General features: G+C 55.9%; 18 protein-coding genes and 1 tRNA gene. 10 read left to right on the top strand and 9 right to left on the bottom strand.

Annotated features, from left to right (window positions below):
• Positions 1–71: 71 nt before the first annotated feature.
• On the top strand, positions 72–938 hold the full coding sequence (locus LC093_RS00135) for an NAD-dependent epimerase/dehydratase family protein (protein ID WP_226660768.1): 867 nt from the start codon (positions 72–74) through the stop codon (positions 936–938).
• Positions 939–1,001: 63 nt separating this feature from the next.
• Positions 1,002–1,811: a hypothetical protein gene (locus LC093_RS00130; RefSeq protein ID WP_226660766.1), complete on the top strand. Its 810-nt coding sequence runs from the start codon at positions 1,002–1,004 to the stop codon at positions 1,809–1,811.
• A 52-nt stretch (positions 1,812–1,863) separates the two neighbouring features.
• On the opposite strand, the gene LC093_RS00125 is transcribed toward LC093_RS00130, so the two are convergent.
• A complete protein-coding gene (locus LC093_RS00125; protein ID WP_226660764.1) occupies positions 1,864–2,577 on the bottom strand; it encodes a hypothetical protein in 714 nt (237 codons plus the stop codon).
• A gap of 172 nt (positions 2,578–2,749) precedes the next feature.
• Here LC093_RS00125 and LC093_RS00120 point away from each other — a divergent pair, with 172 nt between their 5' ends.
• The 4 genes from LC093_RS00120 to LC093_RS00105 all read left to right on the top strand — a co-directional run bounded on the left by LC093_RS00120 (position 2,750) and on the right by LC093_RS00105 (position 5,872).
• Positions 2,750–3,730: an alpha/beta hydrolase family protein gene (locus LC093_RS00120; protein WP_226660757.1), complete on the top strand. Its 981-nt coding sequence runs from the start codon at positions 2,750–2,752 to the stop codon at positions 3,728–3,730.
• Between the two features lie 80 nt (positions 3,731–3,810).
• A tRNA-Arg gene (locus LC093_RS00115) sits at positions 3,811–3,887 on the top strand.
• Positions 3,888–4,367: 480 nt separating this feature from the next.
• Complete coding sequence (locus tag LC093_RS00110) at positions 4,368–4,835, top strand: GNAT family N-acetyltransferase (protein ID WP_226660755.1); 468 nt, start codon at positions 4,368–4,370, stop codon at positions 4,833–4,835.
• A gap of 125 nt (positions 4,836–4,960) precedes the next feature.
• Positions 4,961–5,872 (top strand): N-acetylmuramidase domain-containing protein, encoded by a 912-nt coding sequence (locus tag LC093_RS00105; RefSeq protein ID WP_226660753.1) that lies wholly within the window; start codon positions 4,961–4,963, stop codon positions 5,870–5,872.
• Between the two features lie 42 nt (positions 5,873–5,914).
• Here LC093_RS00105 and LC093_RS00100 read toward each other — a convergent pair whose 3' ends face one another.
• Both LC093_RS00100 and LC093_RS00095 read right to left on the bottom strand, forming a co-directional pair.
• Positions 5,915–6,856 carry an AraC family transcriptional regulator gene (locus tag LC093_RS00100; RefSeq protein WP_226660751.1) on the bottom strand — a complete coding sequence of 314 codons (942 nt, stop codon included), beginning with the start codon at positions 6,854–6,856 and terminating at the stop codon, positions 5,915–5,917.
• Between the two features lie 794 nt (positions 6,857–7,650).
• The gene (locus LC093_RS00095) at positions 7,651–9,021 is read right to left on the bottom strand and encodes a hypothetical protein (RefSeq protein ID WP_226660749.1); all 1,371 of its coding nucleotides are present in this window, start codon (positions 9,019–9,021) and stop codon (positions 7,651–7,653) included.
• 474 nt (positions 9,022–9,495) lie between these two features.
• On the opposite strand from LC093_RS00095, the gene LC093_RS00090 reads away from it, so the two are divergent.
• The 3 genes from LC093_RS00090 (at position 9,496) to LC093_RS00080 (ending at position 14,336) form a co-directional block, all read left to right on the top strand.
• The gene (locus LC093_RS00090; protein ID WP_226660747.1) at positions 9,496–11,835 is read left to right on the top strand and encodes a glycosyl hydrolase family 18 protein; all 2,340 of its coding nucleotides are present in this window, start codon (positions 9,496–9,498) and stop codon (positions 11,833–11,835) included.
• 213 nt (positions 11,836–12,048) lie between these two features.
• Positions 12,049–13,422, top strand: coding sequence for a nucleotide 5'-monophosphate nucleosidase PpnN (gene ppnN / locus LC093_RS00085; RefSeq protein ID WP_226660745.1), 1,374 nt, complete (start codon positions 12,049–12,051; stop codon positions 13,420–13,422).
• Between the two features lie 80 nt (positions 13,423–13,502).
• Entirely contained in the window at positions 13,503–14,336 is an 834-nt protein-coding gene (locus LC093_RS00080) for a caspase family protein (RefSeq protein ID WP_226660742.1), read from the top strand.
• 24 nt (positions 14,337–14,360) lie between these two features.
• On the opposite strand, the gene LC093_RS00075 is transcribed toward LC093_RS00080, so the two are convergent.
• The 3 genes from LC093_RS00075 to LC093_RS00065 are packed head-to-tail and all read right to left on the bottom strand — an operon-like array spanning position 14,361 to position 16,484.
• Positions 14,361–15,140, bottom strand: a complete 780-nt coding sequence (locus LC093_RS00075; RefSeq protein WP_226660741.1) for a hypothetical protein — start codon at positions 15,138–15,140, stop codon at positions 14,361–14,363.
• A 33-nt stretch (positions 15,141–15,173) separates the two neighbouring features.
• Complete coding sequence (locus LC093_RS00070; RefSeq protein WP_226660739.1) at positions 15,174–15,746, bottom strand: hypothetical protein; 573 nt, start codon at positions 15,744–15,746, stop codon at positions 15,174–15,176.
• A gap of 24 nt (positions 15,747–15,770) precedes the next feature.
• Positions 15,771–16,484, bottom strand: coding sequence for a hypothetical protein (locus tag LC093_RS00065; protein ID WP_226660738.1), 714 nt, complete (start codon positions 16,482–16,484; stop codon positions 15,771–15,773).
• A 279-nt stretch (positions 16,485–16,763) separates the two neighbouring features.
• On the opposite strand from LC093_RS00065, the gene dbpA reads away from it, so the two are divergent.
• Entirely contained in the window at positions 16,764–18,161 is a 1,398-nt protein-coding gene (dbpA, locus tag LC093_RS00060; protein WP_226660736.1) for an ATP-dependent RNA helicase DbpA, read from the top strand.
• 111 nt (positions 18,162–18,272) lie between these two features.
• Here the strand turns inward: dbpA and gcvP are convergent, their stop codons facing one another.
• Genes gcvP through gcvT form a run of 3 tightly spaced genes read right to left on the bottom strand, consistent with a single transcriptional unit; the run spans position 18,273 to position 22,736 of the window.
• Complete coding sequence (gcvP, locus tag LC093_RS00055; RefSeq protein ID WP_226660734.1) at positions 18,273–21,167, bottom strand: aminomethyl-transferring glycine dehydrogenase; 2,895 nt, start codon at positions 21,165–21,167, stop codon at positions 18,273–18,275.
• A gap of 37 nt (positions 21,168–21,204) precedes the next feature.
• Complete coding sequence (gene gcvH, locus LC093_RS00050; RefSeq protein ID WP_226660733.1) at positions 21,205–21,579, bottom strand: glycine cleavage system protein GcvH; 375 nt, start codon at positions 21,577–21,579, stop codon at positions 21,205–21,207.
• A 41-nt stretch (positions 21,580–21,620) separates the two neighbouring features.
• Complete coding sequence (gene gcvT, locus LC093_RS00045; protein WP_226660732.1) at positions 21,621–22,736, bottom strand: glycine cleavage system aminomethyltransferase GcvT; 1,116 nt, start codon at positions 22,734–22,736, stop codon at positions 21,621–21,623.
• Positions 22,737–22,775: the final 39 nt, after the last annotated feature.

The raw sequence follows: 22,775 nt of genomic DNA, 5'->3' as shown, positions 1-22,775 counted from the left end.
GGTCAATGCGGCCCACCCCGCCTCACCTAGTATCAGTGCGATATTCAACAGACCCCCGGCGGGAGAAAATAATGAAAATACTGATACTGGGCATGGGGCATGTGGGCAAGGCGCTGGGAGGCCGGCTGCGAGAACAGGGGCACCAGGTAATCGGCACCACCACCACACCGGAAAAGACCGAATCACTCAAACCGTTTGCCGATGAAGTCGTTGTGCTGAAAGGGCACGAATCCGACAAAGTCGCCCAGGCGGCAAAAGGTGTGGACCTGGTCGTAGTAACCGTGGCCCCCAACGTAAAAAATACCCGCACCCCGGAAGAACGCCACCAGCATTACAAACAGACCTTGGTGGAAACCTGTGCGAGCGCCGCTGCCTGCAGTGACAAGCTGATTTTCCTTTCGTCATTCTCCGTGTATGGCGACGGCGGCGAAGGCAGCACCGCGATCACAGAAGAAACCCCTACCAGCAACCACGAGGAACCCTCCTCCCTGTACTACCAGCAGGCAGAGCATAAAATCCTCTCCCGCGCCGGGGGCTGCGTATTACGCTTCCCTGACATGTACGGTGCCCCGGGAGATCTGAGCTTCCCGGAACGGGTCAAAATGGCGCATTCCTATTTCGGTGGCAAGGCACTGTTCGGCGCCGATGCCCTGCTCTATGCGATTCACTTCGAAGATGTGGTGAGTGCGGTGGCGCACGCGATCGAACACGGCCTCAGCGGAATCTTCAATGTGTGCGACAACGAGCGTACGCCGGCCACCAACGCACGCGTATTCGATGCCATCTGTGATGCCGAAGGGCTGACGCGCCTGGAGTTTCTCAACCAGATCAAGGCGCCCAACCGGAGGATTTCGGCGGAGAAAATCTATGCCACCGGCTACCGCGTGGCGCACGGCGATCCCAATGCAGAATTCCTGCAAGAAACAGCGCCGGCCTGATTGAGCCAGCAGCCATTTCACCACAATAAACCGCAATCACCTTTGTGATTAATGAGACGAGCCATGCATTCCGATACCAAAACCATCGACCAGTTTCTTGCAGAAAACCCCAATGTGGACGTGAGCAAAGCGTGGGAGCGCTGCTGGGGCATCCTCACCGACGTGAAGCAAACCATTGCCAGCCGCTTTACCGGGCTGGAACTGGAGCCGGCCTGTGCCGACCGCGAGTACTACACCTCACCCAACGGCGAATTCGAGGGCTCGTTCCAGGCATGGAGCGGCGGCGACTGTGAGTGGCTGGTGAACTCCTGGCTGGGCAACCGCAAGGCCAGCATCCTCGATATGAATGCCACCACGTACCTGGGCCAGAAAACCGACGTGCCGCACTTTGTGATGGTGTTCGGCACCATTCCGAAACTGTTTTTCTATTTTGACTTTATGCCACGTCGCAACCTGCTGGTAGACAGCGACTACCTCGACAAATACTACGCGCCCATCAACGACGAATACCTCGCACTGCGCGGCCACGAGAACTTCCAGTGGTCCGTAAGCCACGGACCCTATATGCGCGCCCTGATCAATCCTTCCACCCAGAGCCTGATGGGTGATCTGAACGACGAAAATATCGATATCCTCGAAGACTACACCCGCCGCATGCTCGCCCACTGGCTGCGCTGGTACGACGAAGCCCTGCCGCTGCCGGAAAGCGAGCGCGTTTCATTGCGCCGCGACGACCACCAGCTGCGACGCCTGTGCTACGAGCGCGACCCGATGAACAAGCTGGCGACCAAGGTGTTCGGTGAGGAGGGAGTACAGCAGATGCTGACTTTGCGAATGGGCGAAGAGCAGATGCGGCGAGTGGTGGAGGCTTAAGCCTGAATCACGGGGCAGGAAGCCGGGACCATATCCCGGCCTCCTGCGTGCGTTACTCTTGCAACGCTGGCGCTTCCGCCTCACCCCGCAGCAATTTGGCCAGATACTCCGGCGCAATCATGGTGCAGTAATGGGTACCCATAAAACTGTCGGGCACCGGCATAAAACGACGGTACTCCACATGCAGCGCTTTGCTGCGCAACCTCACCGTATCACCATCTTTGTAAGCTACCTGGTAAAGCTCCGGGCGCAGCCATAACGGACCAATGTACACATTGTTTTCCTCCGCCAGAGCAATCCGCTCCCTGGACAGCAGTGCCGCATCACCCTGCTGCTCCAGCGCCGTGTAGATATCGTCCAGCATTAACCCCTGCCAGGTCTGGCATGCGCGATCTTCCTTGGCAATGGTGACATCACTCATCCCCGCATTCGCGGTACGGATACGCTCGGCAGTCTTCATTTTACAAGCCACGGTCACCGGATAATCCGTACGCTCACCATCGGCCAACTGGTAGCCCACATACTGATGCGTGGTTAAGGGCTGCGCGAGGGGCTTGGATTTTTTGAACGTAGTCCAGTAGGTATCTTGTTCGTACACCACATTGTCTACGGTCATATCGGTACCGGCGATAAACTGCTGCACCCGCGCGCAGAAGCCCTCATCGGTAGACAACGGATAAGCCTGGATCGCTGCCGTTGGCAGGCCCAGCAACAGGATTGGCACCATCAGGAATCTAAGGCGCACCCGTGCGTGTAATTGTTTCACTCTGACTTCCTCGTTGACCGGGGGATTTTTATAAGGCGTGTAATGCATACGGATTACTGGCCACTGCGGATTATGGATACCCCATCTCAAGTCCGTGCGAATTGACAATTATCAATCCTCCCGTGAAGACTCGCGCCTATCCTCAGTGAAAAGATGCGCCAGGCCAACTTACATGTACATGACACGCTGTATCTTCGATGCCTTCAAAGTGGACACCCTCAACCCACCCTACGACACCGGCATCGCGAGAATTTACTATCCCGGACAATTTGGAGATACCGCTACCGAACGCAATACTGGCGCAGTGCCGGTAGACCCTACCCTCTCACCATGCCCGGTCCTGATTATCCTGCCCGGTATGAATACCGACCACTCCAGCTATCGCTGGCTGGCAGAACTGCTTGCGCCTTTCGGTATTGCCACCGTCACGTACCAGCTGATCAGTCACGGGGGCATTGGCGGAATTGTGGCGACCCCGGGTATCGACGCCGAAGCGCTGACACCAGCGCAATTCGGCGACCGGCCATCAGCAATCGCCATGCCGGCAATTATGTCGATGCTGGAACGGGTGAACGCGGAAGGCACCCTGGCCGGTAAGCTGGACCTCCAGCGCCTCGCTTTCGGCGGCCACAGCGCCGGCGGTACTGCATCACTGCTCAACGCCCGTACCTCATGGTTTCCGGGACTGAAAGCAGTTTTTTCCTACGGCGCCCACTCCGGAGCATCCACCGCATTGGGCTGGCCCGCACAAACCGTCCTGCCCATTGGTGGCGATGTGCCGGTGCTATTGATTGGCGGTGAGCAGGATGGCTGTATAGCCCAAAGCGCCCATCACTATGGCTCCAGCAATGCCAGCTCTACGGACCGCCTCAGGCAGACCTTCGATGAAGCCCTGCCAGATCGCGATGGCAGCAATACCCTGCTGTTGCTCAAGGACGCCAACCACTTTTCCATCTGCAGCCCACCGGACTCCACCTGTGGCCGCGGTTTTATCGATAGCCCCGTCACCCCGGAACGCGCCCGCCACGTCATCGGCCAGGCGATCAGCCTGTTCCTACGCAGCCACCTCACCGACGACGAAGATGCACGGCAGGCCTATAGGGAACTGGACGGCATCGACCGTATGGCAACCAGTACACTGTTCAGAAAATAGCCCGAACAACAAAAGCCGAACGAAATTTTAATTAAGCGCTTGACGCAGATCTCCACTTTCCCTATTGTTCGCCCCCCAACGCGCTCGTAGCTCAGCTGGATAGAGTACCTGGCTACGAACCAGGCGGTCGGAGGTTCGAATCCTCCCGAGCGCGCCATACAAAAAAGGCCCGATCCGAAAGGATCGGGCCTTTTTTGTATGGCAAGTTCGGGCGGTGGACGAACCTCCCAGGTTCGATTAACTCGCATAGCGAGTTAAGACCGAGCAACGCGAGCCCGCAGGGTCAAAAACACCCAGGTGTTTTTGAGTCCATCCTCCCCGCCAACACACCAAATACCCCAAGTAAGGATCGGCCTTTCTTTACGGCAAGCTCGCGCGGCAGACGAACCTCCCAGGTTCGATTAACTCGCATAGCGAGTTAAGACCGAGCAACGCGAGCCCGCAGGGTCAAAAAACACCCAAGTGTTTTTTGAGTCCATCCTCCCCCTCCGCCACCCCCAATACCTGCGCCGTAAGGATCAGCCCATTATTCCCCCCCTGTCGGCACCCATCAACAACAAACCAAAGGTTCACCCCCCACCACAATTAACGCTATATTGCCCCAACCAATAAAAACCAACCCACCCAGGCGAACCAAATGCCCGTCGCGCCCTTCATTTTCCGCTGGTCCACCTTCAACCAGCTAAGCCCAACCGAACTCTACGAAATCCTGCGCGTCCGCCAGGAAGTCTTCGTCGTAGAGCAGGATTGCGCTTATCAGGACGTGGACGGCAAAGACCAGCGCGCGTGGCACCTGGCCTGCTGGGACGATACCGCGGAATCGCCCACACTCCTGGCCTATCTGCGTGTGGTCCATCCCGGGGAAAAGTATCCGGAACCCTCCATTGGCCGCGTACTGACAAGCAAAGCCGCACGCGGTACCGGTCTCGGCAAGGAGTTGATGCGCACGGCCATTGAACGTACCCGCCGGGAATATCCGCAGGCACCAATCCGCATCTCCGCGCAGCTGTACCTGAACAAGTTCTATACCGACCTGGGTTTTGAACCGGTTTCCGAGCCCTACGACGAGGACGGTATTCCGCATATTGAAATGGTGCTTGCCTGATACCCAGGCAACCCCACTAAGCCCAATAAAAATTTATTCATAAAACTGGATCCAGTATTGCCAGAATGACAACCGAATCTGTCTAGTCACCTCGACCAGATCACAGAGTCAAACGGGAAACCGGTTTGGCCACACCCACGAAGGAAGGAGGCTTTCTCATGAAGCTAACGGATTCAGTAGGGAGTAGCGCTGAAAACAGATTTAATGATGTTGTCGTAGTACAGACCCTGCTCAACCAGAACATCGCATCCCTAACGCCACATGCACCAATTGAGATAGACGGGAAATGTGGTCCACTCACCATCGACCTGATCATGGAATTCCAGCGCAAGGTGGTGGGAATGCAAAATCCGGATGGCCGTGTCGACCCCGGTGGGCACACGTACAAGGCACTACAGGCAAACGCTATCCTGAGTGAAAGTCACCAACCCGCCATCCGCCTCACAAAAACCACGCTGCTCGTCGCGAACCCTCAAAAAGGTTTGTCTGAAAGTGATTTTCAACAGGCTGCCAATGCGCTCGGGGTGGATATCGCCGCCGTAAAAGCGGTCGCCGAAGTCGAGAGCCGGGGCGATGGTTTTCTGTCAAATAACGTCCCGAAAGTTCTTTTTGAGGGTCACTGGTTCTCCCGATTTACCAATGGCAAATTCGATCAGAAGCACCCCACCCTCTCACACGCAAAATGGACTAAAGCCCACTACAAAGGCGGTGAAGAGGAATACCTGCGTTTCCTGAGTGCTTACGCTCTCGATGCGGAGGCGGCGATGAAATCCTCCTCCTGGGGACGCTTCCAGATCATGGGTTTCAACTTTCACAAATGCGACTACGGCTCTGTGACAGGATTTGTGACCGACATGCATATCAGCGAAAAATACCACCTGCAGGCATTCGCCAACTTCCTGATAACCACTGATTTGGCCAGACACCTGAGAGCAAAAGACTGGGCCGCATTTGCGCGTGGTTACAACGGCCCTGCCTACTCGGAAAACCAGTACGACACCCGCATTGGCGAGGCGTACAGCGCATACTCAACCTGAAAACGATGGAGGCATTGGGTACATCGCCACAAAGAAACGGGCTCAGGCGACGTTGCTGGCCTGGCTGCGCAGCCGCTCAATATCGCGCTTCGGCGGCGCGCCAAACAGACGGCTGTATTCACGACTGAATTGCGAGGGACTCTCATAGCCCACCTGGAACGCTGCACTGGCGGCGTCCAGATGTTCATTCAACATCAGCCGCTTCGCTTCATTCAATCGCAGCCATTTCTGGTATTGCAGGGGGCTCATGGAGGTGAGTTGGCGAAAATGGTGATGGAAGGTCGGCGCACTCATTTGTACGCGGGCGGCCAGTTCTTCCACCCTCAGCGACGAGGCGAAGTTCAGCTTCAGCCAGTCGATCGCCTTGGCCACGCGGTAACCGTGACTGTCCACCGACGCAATCTGTCGCACCAGTGCCGCCTGATCTCCGAGCAACAGCCGGAAATGTATTTCTCGCTCGATCAACGGCGCCAGTACATCAATCGCGTCCGGTTCATCCATGAGTCTCAACAGGCGATTGCACGGTTCAAGAAGGTCCGCGGTGACCCGCCCCAAACCGATACTGCTACCGGCGCCCCGCGCCTGCGGTGGCGGGACATTGCCCTGCGCAATGAGCTCGGCCAGCATGCGCAAATCCAGTTTCAATGCAAAGCCAAGGCAGGGCTGCTCAGGACTGGCTGAAATCACCTGGGACGTGGCGGGAAGATCCAGTGATGTAATCAGAAAATGCGACGTATCGTAAGGGTATTCCTCACCGCCAATCGCGATCTGTTTCTCCCCCTGGACCAGAATCACCACGCTGGGCTCGATCAGGCAGAAGTCGGGCTCAGAAGGAACCTCCCGACGAAAAAAACTCAGGTTGGGGACCGGTGTCGCGTAGTCCGCCTGCTTTGTGACCCACCGGGCAATAACGCCCGCCATCGATTGCTGGAGCGCTCCAATACCGGCGCCCTGTATGTTTTGAGTGTGGTTTTGGTTGGCCATAAGTCAGTCAGTCCTCCTCAACGCAACTCTACTCCGCCCGACGCACCGCCACCACCAATCCGCCGAACAACCATAGGATCAGGCAAGAAAACCAGCCAAATACGCCAATGATTGGGGGAACGGCTGACAAAAATAGCAGCAATTGTCAAAACCAACACCGTCGAGGCAAAACTGAAAAACCCGGCAATTGCCGCGGCCGATCAACCATACGAGCAAAAAATTCGCAGCCTCAATGCGTTTGTCATGACGGGGGCACTTTCTGGTTCGCCCGCTCACCGAGGGCCTGGGCAAGAGCCGTCGAGCCATTGGCTACGTCCCAGCCCCTCCACTCCTCGCACATAAAAATCTTTCAAGGGATCTGAAACGTATTTCACCGGTAACCTGCTAGTGGATATGCCGTTTCCCAGCAACAACACCACCCACTATTCAGTGGGCCTATGTCACCTGTCAGCCGGGCGCCAGAACTGCGTGGCATAGCCACCCGAGCGGCATACAAATGAGTGTGAAAATAGACAGCAGCAGGAATCAAGGATGACACCGGCTAGGAAGCAAGCCCCCTGCCCGCCAACAAGACAAGCCTAGAGTTCAGCCAGGAAGTGCAGACCCAGTTGGTTGGAAAACAGGTTTTCAGCCATCAATCAGTTTCTGCAAAGCCGTCGTTTCGGCGACCTGTTCAGGCGCTGGATTCTCGACTTCCAGATACAAAAATGCCAGTCCTTAAAGAACCGGCCAAGCGAAGCCTGCAATCCTTTGCAGGAAGGGGTGCCCGCTGTTAAAACGCGGGCTTGGAAGAATTATTCACAATCCATTACTTTTACCCAAGAGCCCCACAACACATCCTCTGGCTGCCCGTTAAAACTCCACCAGCTGGCTTGCCACTGGGCGTTGTTGTAGATTACTTTTTCACCGGCAACATAGGCTCGATCACTTTCCCAAGCTGCGTGATAGCAGTGCTCCGCATTTAAAGCTTGCGGCTTCTCCATCCACGCAACCAGTTCTTCGTGGCTTACCAGGCGAACTTCCGGCTTTGCGAGCGCATATGCCAGGAACTCTTCCAACACTGCGCGACGTTCCGACGCGGTGGTGGTTGTCGCTACCCAGGTATCGAAGATATCTGCGTAATAATCACTATGCGCCAGGAATGTGAGTGGAGCGCGGTTACCCGCTAAACGCAGATCCAGCGTATTCTTCAAAATCGCGAGTACTTCTGCTTTATTCAAGCCGAATTGATAGAACAGGTTGTAATCACTAGACTCGACCTTGCCCGAAGCCACGTCAAACCAAGCTACAGTTTCTGCCATCTTGTTGCGCAATGAGTAGTCAAGCCCGAACGCAGCCATCTGTTCGTCAGCCGGTACGACCATGGCATAAGTCGGCACTTCCCAAAGCCCCGGATATTGCCCGATTTTTGGTTTTGTACCCCAGCTTGCAAGCAGGTCTGCACCAGGGCTGCCATTATCCAGGGTATACGGCCAGTAGAAGTTGGTACCATTGTGCTCCCAGTGATATCCCTCGGCAATTGAAGCGTCATACTTAAACCCGCCATTTAGCAGGACATCATAGAGGTTCGCGTTATACCTCAAGTACGGCGCCCGGAAACCTATAGCCGGAGCTGCTCCAATTCCATATTGATCGTCCGGCACCCCGGCGCCCTCATCGGGGTTAAACGGCTTACTCATTAATGCAGTGCACGGCTCGACCTGCTGTTGCCACCCCACAGCATCCAGCTCATCACTTTCCTCAAGGTGATCCATCGTATGATTGGCCATTTCATGGCCTTCCAGCATGGCGCTACGCCAGCCTTGTTTCACGACACTCGCGTTCCAATTGTCACTGGTGATGTTCGAGCACAAGTTAAAGAAAGTGGTATGGGGTACCTGGCCATCGAAATTGTCGACATTGCCGGTTCCCGTCGGGTTGACCGAACGCGCCCAAAGATCCAAAACCCATGCCTGGCCACCTAGTACAGGGTGATCCGGAGTACCATTATCGACCAGTCCGTTGTCATCAAAGGCAATGGCAACAAACAATGGTGCCTCTTCTACGGCAATCCCCGCAGGAGGCAATTGGCTGGGAGGTACATTGGCCGAAAATGCCTCCTGCATCAAAAATAGCCCAGCGAATGCAGTGCCTAGAGCGGTATTTTTCAGTGTGAGTTTGCTCATGGAGATTCCAATATTTTGTATTTGTTATGAATTTGGCCTAGTGGAGCGCAAGGGATGTGCTTCGCAAAATACGGAGATTAGAATAAGCATCGCTTGCCAACCCCACACTCCGAAGCCGAGTTTATTCAGAACCCCATTCCCCACCACCCCCACAATGCCCGGATGTTACCAACTGCCCCGACGTGGGATTTTTTTTGTTTACTTTCAAAGAGTTAAGAAAACCCAGTGAAATTTCATTTCACGAATGGAACCAGAAAAACCGCCCCAAAAGAAAAAATCGCGCCAAGATGCGACGCGGGAAACTCAATATTGGTCACAAATTTCACAAGGCAACGCACATCACACTGTTTAGTGGCCGAGAAAAAATTTACGATTGCTCTCCAAAAATGGAAGCCCACTGATACACCGTGACCACCAATCACTATTGGATACAAGATCGGCGTACAGGAAGGAAGTCGAGCAGCAGGGAATGCAGTGGCCGTAGTCAGCAGTAAAAATTGGGTATCTCGCCCGTTTTTCTTTATATTTTTTTGCTTGTTGTTCTCGATAGCCAACGAGGGAACAGCGGAAAACCAACCGTTAATCGTAGGCTATTATCCCTACTGGTCGACGTTTAGAGAGCCTTCCACGCTGGCAGAAAGCCGAGTTGAGCTTCTTACTCACCTTATCTACAGCAGTGTAAATGTAAACCAAGATGGGACCCTGGCCTCTTTCGACCAATTCGCCGATTATGGGCAAACCGAAGCGGCTGACACGCATCTAGGCAAAGGCAATCTTTCAGCGATAAAGCTCCTAAAAGAACGAAATCCTGAGCTGAAGGTGCTCTTTTCTGTGGGCACCTGGCTTGGCTCTTCCCATTTTTCAAGTTTGTTTTCCGTACCTGAAAAGCGCGATCAGTTCTTAAACAGTAGCCTGAATCTAATTCAAAATTACGGTTTTGATGGTCTGGAGATCGACTGGCGCTACCCTGTTATTGGTGGCCCGGAAGGATCCGAAAGAAGCCCAGCAGACCTAGAAAATCTGCTGCAATTTGCCAAACGTTTTAAAAGTGCCTGTCGCGATTGTCCCCTTTTCCTGACCGCTCCCGTGGTGTCTCGCCAACGGCCTAAATGGCCGTTCCGCCGCTTAAACAGCTTCATCGACGCTTATGTGCCACTCACAAGTGACTATACCGGCCCCTGGAGTTCAGAGACGGGCCACGCCAGCCCTCTCTACGAGAGCCCCAATAGTCCAGCCCCCAGCATCAACGGAACTATTTCTCAACTAATGGAGGAAGGTGTACCGCCGGAAAAACTGGTGATACGCGTATCAGCCAGCGGCGCGGGCTGGAACAGGGTCGCTCCGTATAATCAGGGGCTCAACCAAACGGCCCAAGGCCCCATCTATACCATCTGGGACAACGAAACCTCCGGGGCAACCGGCTCGGTTCCCTACCTGAATCTACAAGTACTTTTACAGCGCAACCAGTTCGAGCCGCACTGGGACAATGAGACCAAGAGCTTTTACGCATGGCAGCCTGAATCTGGGCAGTTCATTAGTATTGAAGAGCCTCGTTCGTTGATGGAAAAGCTGCATTACATTTCCAGACACAACCTTGCTGGTATCGCACTATGGGATCTGCCCAGTGACACAACTGACGAAACCAGTCTGCTAACGCGAAGTCACCAGTACTTTTTTGGACTGGAGGCATTCTGGTTTGGGGTGGTCGATACGTTACGGGGACATTGGGTCTGGCTGGTAAGCTTGCTAATTGGGGCCGTTGCCAGCTACGCGTTTGTCACGCTAAAAAGGGCGCAACAGGCCAAACAGCAGGAAATTCATTCTATCGAAGTAATCCAGAGATCCGCCAAGATTCTGCCCCCTCATTTAGACCAGCTGATTTTTTTGCTTCGTCACCCACCAGCTACGCTGCTCCCCAAAATTCCAGATCCCGACCAACAAGTGCTACACCGCCTCCAAATTGGTAGCGCGCAGCTACAATATCAATTGCTTCCCATTTGGATGGTGGTGAACAATGGCTCGCCGAGCGTTAATCTCCCTTCCACAAGACTGGAACAAGACAAACCAGTACCTGACCGGAAAAAGCAGGAAACAGAGACCGCCCGGGAACAAAAAACAAACGCATGTGAATTCCAATCCCTTATACAATTTACTGGCTTGGTTGGCCAACAAACCAGCTTGGAAAAAATGCTGGAAACCTTGTTCCATTTTCTCAATCAAGACTCGCGAATAGAAACCCTCGGGCTTTACCAGGAAGACAGCCTGGTAAAGGGGGAAGACATTGGCGGCTTCAACATTGAAGTCCAAGCTGATAAACCGATACATATATCGACAGATAAGCGACAGGGTGTCGTATGCAACCCCGACCTCGCCGATCAAAAATTGCACATCAACTTTACCTCCCCCCTGACTTCCCAAGAAGAAGCCTATTTCCGCGCCCTATCACAGCAACTGGTATTTGCTCGCCAACAATTGCGCGAGTTAACCAAACAACCGCAGCTCTTGTCCGATATCTACCAGATCGCCAAGAGAAAAGACCAATTGCTGTTTATTCGGGGCGAGAAAGGTTATAGCGGGATCTACTGTAGCAATGAACGGGAACCCTGCTATGTGTTCCTGCGACTGCGACATATCAGGCAGTATTTCCCGGATCTTTTACACCCGGTCCACCGCTCCTACCTGGTAAATCCGAAGCAAGTCCTATCCGTAGACAAACAAAATAAGAAATGGACACTGCTTGTCGCTGGACACCAGATTCCAATATCTAAATCGCGCGTGAACGCGCTGATGAAAGCGTTTCCGGCCTGGTTTTGAACCTGCGCCCCGTTTCCGCCAGAGGTATATTCCGAGTACCAAATCGGGTCTCGTTAGAGGCTTTTAGCGCCAATATGCTTCTGTACTAGCACGTTCATCAATCCGTGGAGTACTCTGATAGCGAACGCAATCAGCTTCTCCCGATTGCCCCTCAATAGCCGCGAAGAGGTACACCTCGTACTGTCGCGGCTTCTAGCATTACTCGAGGATTACATGTCCATTGAACTCGTCGATGCACAAGTATCACCAACCGGGCAGTTCGACATTCTGTCCAAATATGAAATCCATAAACTGACCGACGATAGCCGCGGCCCCCAATACCAAACGTTTCGCAACTGCTCCCTGGCGGTATTGAATAGCGGGGGCTACCTGGACGACGGCAAGGAGCTGCTGGAAAAGTTTGCCAACTACGATATCTCCGTCTTGCCCACCGAGCGCAGCGTCAAACTCCAGGTCAAAAATGCCCCGCCCAGCGCTTTTGTTGACGGCAAGATGATTCGCGGTATCGCCGAGCATTTGTTCGCGGTACTGCGCGACATCATTTACGTCAACAGTGAAATCACCGGCGACCCGCGCTACGACTTGGTATCTGCCCAGGGCGTGACCGACGCGGTATTTCATATCCTGCGCAACGCCGGTACTTTTGACCGCAACCGCGTGCCACGGCTGGTGGTGTGCTGGGGCGGCCATTCCATATCGCAGGAAGAATACGACTACACCAAAAAGGTGGGCTACGAAATGGCCCTGCGGCACCTGGATATCTGTACCGGCTGCGGGCCCGGTGCGATGAAAGGCCCGATGAAAGGTGCGACCATCGGCCACGCCAAGCAGCGCGACCGTCACGGACAATACCTCGGTATTACCGAGCCAGGTATCATTGCGGCCGAGGCACCAAACCCGATCGTCAACCAGCTGGTGATTATGCCGGATATCGAGAAGCGTCTGGAGGCATTTGTACGTACCGGCCACGGTATTGTCGTCTTCCCCGGCGGTGCCGGTACCGCCGAAGAGATTCTTTACCTGCTGGGGATACTGCTCCATGAAGAGAACCGGGATCAGCCCTTCCCGGTAATCTTTACCGGCCCGGCCAGTGCGGCCGACTACTTTATCCGTATCGATCAGTTTATTGCCGCTACCCTCGGCGAGGCGGCCAGGTCTCGCTACCAGATCATTATTGATGATGCGCAGGAAGTGGCCCGCCAAATGGCGGCCGGGATTCAAAAAGTGCAGCAATACCGCAAGGATTCAGGCGATGCGTTTTATTTCAACTGGCAACTGAAGGTCTCCACTGAATTCCAGCGGCCGTTCAGCCCAACCCACGAGAACATGCGCAACCTGGCGCTGCATACCAATCAGGAGCCATACCTGCTTGCCGCCAACCTGCGCCGTGCTTTCTCCGGTATCGTATCCGGTAACGTGAAAGACGAAGGTATTCGCAATGTGGAGAAAAATGGGCCCTATGAGCTGTGTGGGGACCCGGCGCTGATGCACAGTATGGATAGCCTGCTGGAATCATTTGTGAAACAACAGCGGATGAAACTGCCCGGCAAGGCCTACATCCCCTGCTACCGGATCAGCAAGGGGTAGACTTCAAAACACGGGATCAATCGATGGCTGGAAATCCGGCTGGATCATTCACAACAATAAAACAACAAGAGGATGGGCTGATGTTGAAAAAGCGATTAGGCAGTTGTCACTTGCCATGCCAGCTTCGGGTCGCGTTAGCAATCATCGCCCTACTCTTCCAGCCCGCAGGCTATGCCTACGATGAATCCCTGCCCCGCTATGCGCTGGTTATCGGGAACAGTAATTACGATTTTTCTCCACTGAAGAATCCGGTAAATGATGCCAGGGATGTGGCGAAGAACCTGCGCAAGCTGCGCTACAAGACCACGCTCGCAACCGACCTGAACCCACAGCAGTTCCGCGATACGGTGGCCCGGTTTTACCGTTCCATTGCCGAAGACAACGCAGTGAGTGTCTTCTATTACGCTGGCCACGGTATTCAACTGCAGAACACCAACTACCTGATCCCGGTCGACGCGCCGATCCAGAGCCCTAAAGAACTCATCGACAGCGCCTACTCCATTAACGACCTGATTGCAGAACTGGAACAGTCACTGAGCAACCAGAACATCATCATCCTCGACGCCTGCCGCAATAACCCCTTCCGCAAAACCGCGACGGTGACGGCCCAGCTTCGGGAGATTCAGGCCGGTCTGGCCCTGGTGGAGCCACCGCCCAGCACGCTGATTGCCTATGCGACAGAACCGGGGAATGTGGCAGAAGATGGGCGCGGACGGAACGGCACCTATACACGGGCGTTGCTGAAGCATTTCACCCGCTCAGAAACCGCAGAGGAACTGTTCAAGAAGGTACGCAAGGATGTACTTCAGGCGACCAATAACCGGCAGACACCGTGGGAGCATTCTTCGCTGCTGGAGACCTTCTATTTTGCCCCGCCCAAGAACAAAAAAATCCCCAACGTTGTGGGCTTTTAGGACAGTGGGCCAAGTAATTGGGTTCTAGAAAACACCAATGATGCCCACGATGAGCATATTGGATTTCTCACGGATACCATTGAAATCCTGTCCATCAAAACGGATATCCTGCTCATAACTGTTTTGCTTGAGCTTACTGCGAAACAGCAGGTTGCCGGAGATGGGAATGGTCCAGCCCAGGCTGATGGAATAGCCGGCGGAGTTGCCCGAATTTTTATCGTCGATATCGTCAAACTCCCGGGTCTCTCCCGCTTCAACACCGTCGCCATCCGACACAAACAGGTTATCGGCATCGAGCAATGCATAGGCAATGGAAAAATCCAGCTTGCCGGCATTTTCAAAGCTGCGGCCAATATTGATACCGGCAAACGGCCCCGCCTGTTTGTAATACTCATTGCTGGCCACCGGGCTCTCTTCCCGGCTCAGGCGATCCAGGTCCGTCTTGCCAGATTTGTAGCCCACGAAGGCACTCAGGTAGTCATTGGCCTGGTAACCAAACGTCAGGTCAAAATCCCTGCGGTCAGCGGTACCAATAAAATCCTCTTCCGACACCTCCGCGCCCTGCACGGAACCCGACAGGTTCAACGCCGCATTGAAACGCTGATAGGCAATACCGCCAGTCAAGTTGGCAACCGGGAAGACTACCGTCTGGTCCAGCTTCTGCTCAAACGAGAAAGTGCCATAGCCCATTTCCAGACCGGCAAACGTATGGATTTCCGGGCCGTTCTGGGCCGAAGCATGTGAGGTGAGCGCCAGTACCGCGATACCCAACAGCATCCGCCGCAGTTGATTTATGGTTGCCATAGTTCGACTTCCTGTGTCAGTTTTTGGGCGTACTCAGGTGGCCAGTTCTGCAACAGGCTCTTCGGCACCTTTTTCAGGCCGGATGGAAATAAAGGCAAAGCCGGCGGATAGCAGCGAGAAACTCAGGATAAACAGTGCGTTCAGTGCGACCTGGTTACTGCGGATGGACTCTCGTGTCCAGATTTTGGATGGATCAAACGCATAGTCGAGCAACAATTCGGAAGGAGCGCGATCATCGGAATCAATCCGCGCGCGATATTCACTGCCTATGGTCAGGCGTACTGTCCGCATGCCGTCTTCCGTGGGAATCGGTTGAGTCACCACCACTGAAAAATACGTCAGCAGGTAAAACGCCAGCGCCGGGATACCCATGACCAAGGTAATACTGGCCAGGATGCGCCGCATCTTCTGACTGATCGTACGGCCCCAGAGCCACACCAGCACCAGGCAGATACAGCAAAAAGGAATTGCTATCTTTACCGCCAACCCGGCCGGGTCGGGCGGGTCCAGCTCGCCAGCCCAAACACCCAAAGGGCCCGCGACCACCGCCGCAACAACCGCCGCCCAGATCCCGCCGACATTTTCCAAGGTGGACTTGATACTCATGGTGCGTCCTGCTCCGGGTAGTTGCTATAGAGGTTGGATAACGTGGACAAACGGGTCCTGGAGAATGGTGACCTTCTGATTGAACACCGCACCTTCGCCAGAAACGCGGAAGCGGTAATTGCCGATTTTGATCTTGGCCCCCGGGGTATAACTCATCCAGTCTTCCCCGCCACTGCGGAACACCCCCTCGGGCATATAGTGGATATGACTGGGCTCACTGGCAGACTTGATTTCAGTGCGGCAATACAGGCTTGTCGGCATCGACTTGTCGAGCACACCCCGCACTGACTGGATATTCTCCTGCGCCGATTCCAGGTGTTCGGCCGGAGAGCCCCATGAGCGGCTGCTGGACAGCTTCCAGGCTTCCTGTAACTCCTCCGCCGCGTCGGCCCTGTTCTGCTCCATCACCGCAAGCAGGCTGCTCATAATTTCGGTGTTGTCCACTGGGGCAGCCGATTTGGGAAGGCCGCTTTTTGGGGTTGCGGGATCCTGTTCCGATACGCCACGTGCCGCGTTGGCCTGCGCTTTCAAGCGTTCGATTTCCTTGTCCAGCGCGCGCAGTTCCTCGCCCAGCACATACAGCCGCTGGCCGTTCTTGGTACCGTCGTCTTCCAACACCAGTGTGGACTTGTCGTTGAGGGTGACGGTAACGCTTTGCGTCTCGTCAATATTGGACTGGGCCGCAGCGTCTCCGCTGGCAAGCAGAATCAGGGCAAGCATCAATGCAGTACGTGGCACGCAAGGTCCTCTTGTCGTCTCTGTCGCATGCCAATCAGCAGGGAGGTGATTGGCGTTTTATTCATTTTTATACAGCCACATCTCTCGAGATAGTATGCGCCCCCCTGTCAAAGTACAACCGGTCAAGGTACGACCAAAGTACGCCACGGGCGGCGCAGACCGCCAGCACGCCGGGCGACCCCAATTGCCAGCGCCTACCCACCTCTTCTTTCAGTGGGAAATTGGCTTCCACTTACCTACAATGCCCCGTTTTCCTCCAACCTGAGCCTCGCTGTAATCATGTCCGACAACGCGCCCCCACGAGATTTCCAGTCCCTGCCCCTGCAACAGCCTCTCCTCCAGAACCTGAAGGATCTGGGCTACAAGCAACTGACAGAGATTCAGGCCGCGGCGCTGCCGGCGATTGTGAGCGGCAAGGACGTGATCGGGCAGGCCAAGACCGGTTCGGGCAAAACCGTCGCCTTCGGGCTCGGGGTACTGCACAAACTCAAGGTGGAACGGTTCCGGGTACAGTCGCTGGTACTGTGCCCCACCCGTGAACTGGCCGACCAGGTCGCGCGAGAACTGCGCAAGCTGGCACGCGCCATTCACAATATCAAGATCCTGACCCTGTGCGGCGGCATGCCGTTCGGACCGCAGATCGGCTCCCTCAAGCACGGTGCCCATATCGTCGTGGGTACGCCCGGCCGTATCGAGGACCACCTGCGCAAGGGCAACCTCGACCTGAGTGAAGTGCATACCCTGGTGCTCGACGAAGCAGACCGGATGCTGGATATGGGCTTCCAGGCGGTACTGGACCAGATTCTGGCCGAGCTGCCACAGGAGCGGCAGACCCTGCTGTTCTCCGCCACCTACCCGAAAACCATTGATGCCCTGGCCACCCGTGTCCTGCGCGACCCGATCAAAGTCGAAGTGACCACAGCCCATACCGAGAGCACGATCGAGCAGAAATACTACCGGGTGGAAAACAACGAGCAGCGACCGACCGCGCTGTACCAGTTGCTGGCCAACTACACCCCCTCCTCTGCGGTAGTCTTCTGTAACACCAAGAAAGAAACCGACGAGGCTGCCCAGTCCCTGAAAAGTGCCGGCTTCGCAGCCCTCGCCCTCCACGGTGATATGGAACAGAAAGACCGCGACCGCACCCTGGCCCTGTTCGCCAATGGCAGCGCCTCGATTCTGGTAGCCACGGATGTTGCCGCGCGCGGGCTGGATATTGAAGAACTGCCTATGGTGGTGAATTACCACCTCTCCCGGGACCCCGAAGTCCACACCCACCGGGTCGGCCGTACCGGCCGCGCAGGCCAGAAAGGTCTCGCGCTGACTCTGGTGAGCAAGAAGGAAATCTACAAGGTGGAACGACTGGAAGAAATGCTGCAACAGCCAATCACGCTGCAGGAACTCCCGGAGCCACCCAAGGGGTTTGCCCCGCCCCGTCCCACGATGTCGACCCTGCAGATCGACGGTGGCAAAAAGCAGAAAGTGCGTGCCGGCGACGTGGTCGGCGCATTGACCGGTGAAGGCGGTATCGACGGCAAGCAGATCGGCAAGATCCAGGTATTCGACTTCTCAACCTTTGTGGCCGTAGAGCGCCCTGTGGCAAAGAAAGCCCTGAACAAATTGGGCAATGGCAAAATCAAAGGCCGCAATTTTCGGTCCCGGATTGTAGGCGTTTAATTTCGTTTCTATCGGACTGGTGACACTGCGTTAGTTCGCCAGGCGAATTAACACAGTGTCCAGTCCCATCAATGGCATCAAGTCCACGACAAACCAGTCGATGACCCGTATTTACTCGTCCATATATTCCGCAATGGATGGGCAGGAGCAAACCAGGTTTTTGTCTCCATACACATTGTCGACCCGGCCCACCGGCGGCCAGTATTTCCGTTGCCGCAGGCTCTCGAGTGGGAACACGGCTTCGGCGCGACTGTACGGATGAGCCCAATCGGCCGCGGCCAACACCTCTGCAGTATGCGGTGCATTCACCAGCGGGTTATCTTCCAGCGGCCACTCGCCCCGTTCCACTCTCGCAACCTCTTCCCGAATCTGGATCATCGCGTCGCAGAAGCGATCCAGTTCTTCGAGAGATTCACTTTCCGTAGGCTCGATCATCAAGGTACCGGCCACTGGGAAGGACATGGTGGGCGCATGGAATCCGTAGTCGATCAGGCGCTTGGCCACATCGTCGACGGAGATACCACTGGACTCTTTCAGCGGTCGCAAGTCAACAATGCATTCGTGGGCCACGCGGCCATTGGTTCCGCGGTAGAGGATCGGGTAGCTGTCCTGCAAGCGCGCGGCAATATAGTTCGCGTTCACGATGGCGAGTTCCGTCGCCTTGCGCAAACCGTCGCGCCCCATCATGCGGATATACATCCAGGTAATGGGCAGGATACTCGCGCTGCCAGCGGTCGCCGCGGATACCGGTGCTCCGTTGCGACCGGCCTGTGCCATGCCAGCACTGCTTGCCGAAACAGCACCGGGCAGGAATTCCGCCAGGTGTGCACCAACCGCTACCGGACCGACACCGGGGCCACCACCGCCGTGGGGAATGCAGAAGGTCTTGTGGAGGTTCAGGTGTGAAACGTCACCCCCAAATTTACCCGGCTGGCATAAACCCACCATGGCATTCAGGTTTGCCCCATCGATATACACCTGGCCTCCGTGGTTGTGCACGATCTCGGCGATCTCCCGGATGCCTTCCTCGAACACACCATGGGTAGAGGGGTAAGTCACCATAATAGCGGCCAGCCTGTCGGCATGCTCGCCCGCTTTCGCGCGCAGGTCTTCGAGGCTGACATTGCCGTTGTCATCACACTTCACCACGACCACCTTCATGCCGCACATCTGTGCCGAGGCCGGGTTGGTTCCGTGGGCAGAGCTGGGGATCAGGCAGATATCGCGCCCGGCTTCACCACGGCTGGCGTGGTAGGCGAGGATGGCCAGCAGCCCCGCGTACTCGCCCTGGGAACCGGCGTTTGGTTGCAGGGAAATTGCGTCGTAGCCGGTGATTTCGCACAGCATGGATTCAAGGCTATCGATCAACGCACTATAGCCAGCCACCTGCCCTGCCGGCGCCAGTGGGTGCACGTTGGCAAACTCGGGCCAGGTCACCGGCACCATTTCGGCGGTCGCGTTTAGCTTCATGGTGCAGGAGCCCAGGGGGATCATCGAGCGATCCAGGGCAATATCACGATCCGCCAGCGTACGCAGATAGCGCAGCATTTCGGTTTCGGAATGGTAGCGGTTGAATACCTCGTGGCCGAGCAATGGGCCCGAGCGCAGCAGGTTACCGGGCAGCACCGGTGCTTCATGCGCTTCAATGGATTCGAAACGCAATGCGTTGCCGGCATCAAACAGGGACCAGAGTGCTTCCACATCGGCACGCGTCGCGGTTTCGTCCAGTGAGATACCCACGCGCTCGGCATCGATGACACGCAGGTTCAGGTTCTTCGCGTTCGCTACAGCGTGAATATTTTCAGCTGGAACCTTGGTACGTACCGTGATCGTATCGAACCAGGAATCGTTTTCGATTTCTACACCGAATTCCTGTAATCCAAGCGCGAGTACGCTGGTCAGGTAATGTACCCGGGTTGCGATGGTTCGCAGCCCCTGGGGACCGTGGTACACCGCATACATGGAAGCCATTACCGCCAGCAAAACCTGCGCGGTACAGATATTGGACGTCGCCTTTTCGCGGCGGATATGCTGCTCCCGTGTTTGCAGCGCCAAGCGGTAAGCCGGTTTGCCATTGGCATCGATCGACTGGCCCGCAAGGCGACCCGGCAGGGAGCGCTTGTAGGATTCCCGGGTTGCCATATAGGCCGCATGCGGGCCACCAAACCCCATGGGCACACCGAAGCGCTGGGTGGAACCGACGGCAACATCCGCCCCCAGTTCTCCCGGGGAAGTCAGCATCACCAAACTCAAAATATCTGCGGCCATAACCACCAGACCGCGCTGCGCGTGCACCGCTTCGATTACCTCCCGGTAATCCCGTACGGCACCACTGGCACCCGGGTATTGCAGCAGCACACCAAATACCTGGCTCGCATCCAGATCCGATGCGGCATCACCCACAATCACTTCTATGCCCAGTGGCTCTGCGCGCGTCCGCAGCACCTCGATGGTTTGCGGCAAACAATCGCGATCCACGAAAAACGCCTGTGCCCGGGACTTCGACATACGCTGGCACAGTGTCATCGCCTCAGCCGCCGCCGTGGCCTCGTCCAGCATGGAGGCGTTCGCCAGGTCCATGCCGGTGAGGTCGCTGACCATGGTCTGGAAGTTAAACAAAGCTTCGAGGCGGCCCTGGGAGATTTCCGGCTGATACGGGGTGTAAGCGGTATACCAGGCTGGGTTTTCCAGGATATTCCGCAGCACCACATTGGGTGTACGGGTGCCGTAGTATCCCTGGCCGATAAAAGAGCGAAATGGCTTGTTGTCGCTCGCCAGTGCGCGCAGCTCGGCCAGCGCCTCGTGCTCCGGGACGCCCTCAGGCAGCGCAAGCGCCGCTGGCATACGGATACCACCCGGTACTACCTCACTGATAAAAGTATCAATACTGGTATGCCCAAGAGCGTTCAGCATCCTGGCGAGGTCGTCGTTCGAAGGGCCGATATGGCGATGGGTAAATTCGTCGCGGCACTCGAGGTCGCGCAGGGTTTGCTTTGTTTGCAGCATGGTTGCTCTCCTTCGCCCTTGGCAGTTAATCGTGAAATTACTCGCTGTCGACCAGCGCGGCATAGGCATCTGCGCTCAGCAGATTGTCCAGATCCGCCGGGTTTTCAGGGCGCACACGCATAAACCAGCCCGCCCCCATCGGGTCGCTATTCACCAGCTCCGGCTCATCTGGCAGTGCAGCGTTAATCGCGATGACGGTGGCAGCGAACGGCAGGGAAATATCCCCCGCTGCTTTTACCGACTCAATCACCGCAACCTCATCACCGGCCGACAGCTCGGTACCGGCTTCCGGCAACTCCACAAAAACCACATCACCCAATTGCGACTGGGCAAATTCGGTAATACCCACAGTGACCTCGTCACCGTTAACGGAGAACCACTCGTGGCTTTCGCTATATTTCACGTTGCTCATATTCTTGTTCCCTGAAATTCAATGTGTGATTCTGGAGCGGCTCAGCCGCGGTAGTAGCGCTGGGGTACAAAGGGTGTCCTGGCCACAACAATGGGTATCGCTTTGCCACGTACCAGGGCCTGCAAGCCGGTGCCGATTTTCTCGTAGCCGCGGTCTACATAGCCCATGCCGATGGCGGCACCGAGCGTGGGGCCGTAGCCACCACTGGTGAATTTGCCCACCACATCGCCCGCCTCATCGATAACGTCAGCGCCGGCGCGCACCGGGATCTTGCCTTCAACCGAGAAACCCACGCGCTTGCGCGCAACGCCTTCGGCGATCTGCCCCAGCACTACGTCCGCGCCGAGAAATCCACCCGCCTTGGCACCGTCGGCGCGGCGGGGTTTGGCAATACTCCACAACAGGCTCGCCTCCACAGGCGTCGTGCTGCTATCCATGTCATTGCCATACAGGCACAACCCGGCTTCGAGACGCAGGGTGTCGCGAGCGCCCAGACCGATCATCTGTACGCGGCCATCTTCCAGCAGCTTGCGCGCAACCGACTCCACCGCACTGGCAGCTACGGAAATTTCGAAGCCGTCTTCACCGGTATAACCGGAACGCGTCACATAGCAGTCCGTACCAAACAACTCAACGCGCGTACCGTGCATGAAAGTGAGCGCCCGGGTGGCTGGTGCCAATTCTCCGATCAGTTCACCGGCCTTCGGCCCCTGAACCGCCAGCAGTGCCTGCTGGCCCAGCACGCGGATATCACAGCCGCGTAAATGCTGTTGCAGGTGCGCGATGTCAGCTGCGGCGGTGGCCGCATTAACGACCAGGAAAAATTCATTCTCCGCCCAGCGGGTGATGATCAGGTCATCGAGAATGCCGCCCGTTTCCGAGGTCATTACCGCGTAGCATTGCTGATTGATTTCCAGCGCCTGCACATCGATGGGCAACAGCTTTTCCAGCGCAGTCGCCGCATCACTGCCGCTCACTACCAGCTGTCCCATATGGGAAACGTCAAAGACACCGACCGCTTCACGGGTGTGCAAGTGCTCCTGCACGATGCCGGCGCGGTACTGTATCGGCATGGCGTAGCCGGCAAACGGCACCATCTTTCCACCGAGCTCCACATGCAGGTCGTACAGCGGTGTTTTACGGGCTTCGTTACTCATGGCTTTATTCCTAAAAAGGTATTCCTAAACATGTGTGCC

Source organism: Microbulbifer aggregans, from assembly GCF_020524005.1.
Taxonomy (GTDB): Bacteria; Pseudomonadota; Gammaproteobacteria; order Pseudomonadales; family Cellvibrionaceae; genus Microbulbifer; species Microbulbifer aggregans_A.
Note: the sequence above shows the minus strand (reverse complement) of the source record. Positions and strands in the feature narration are given on the sequence as shown.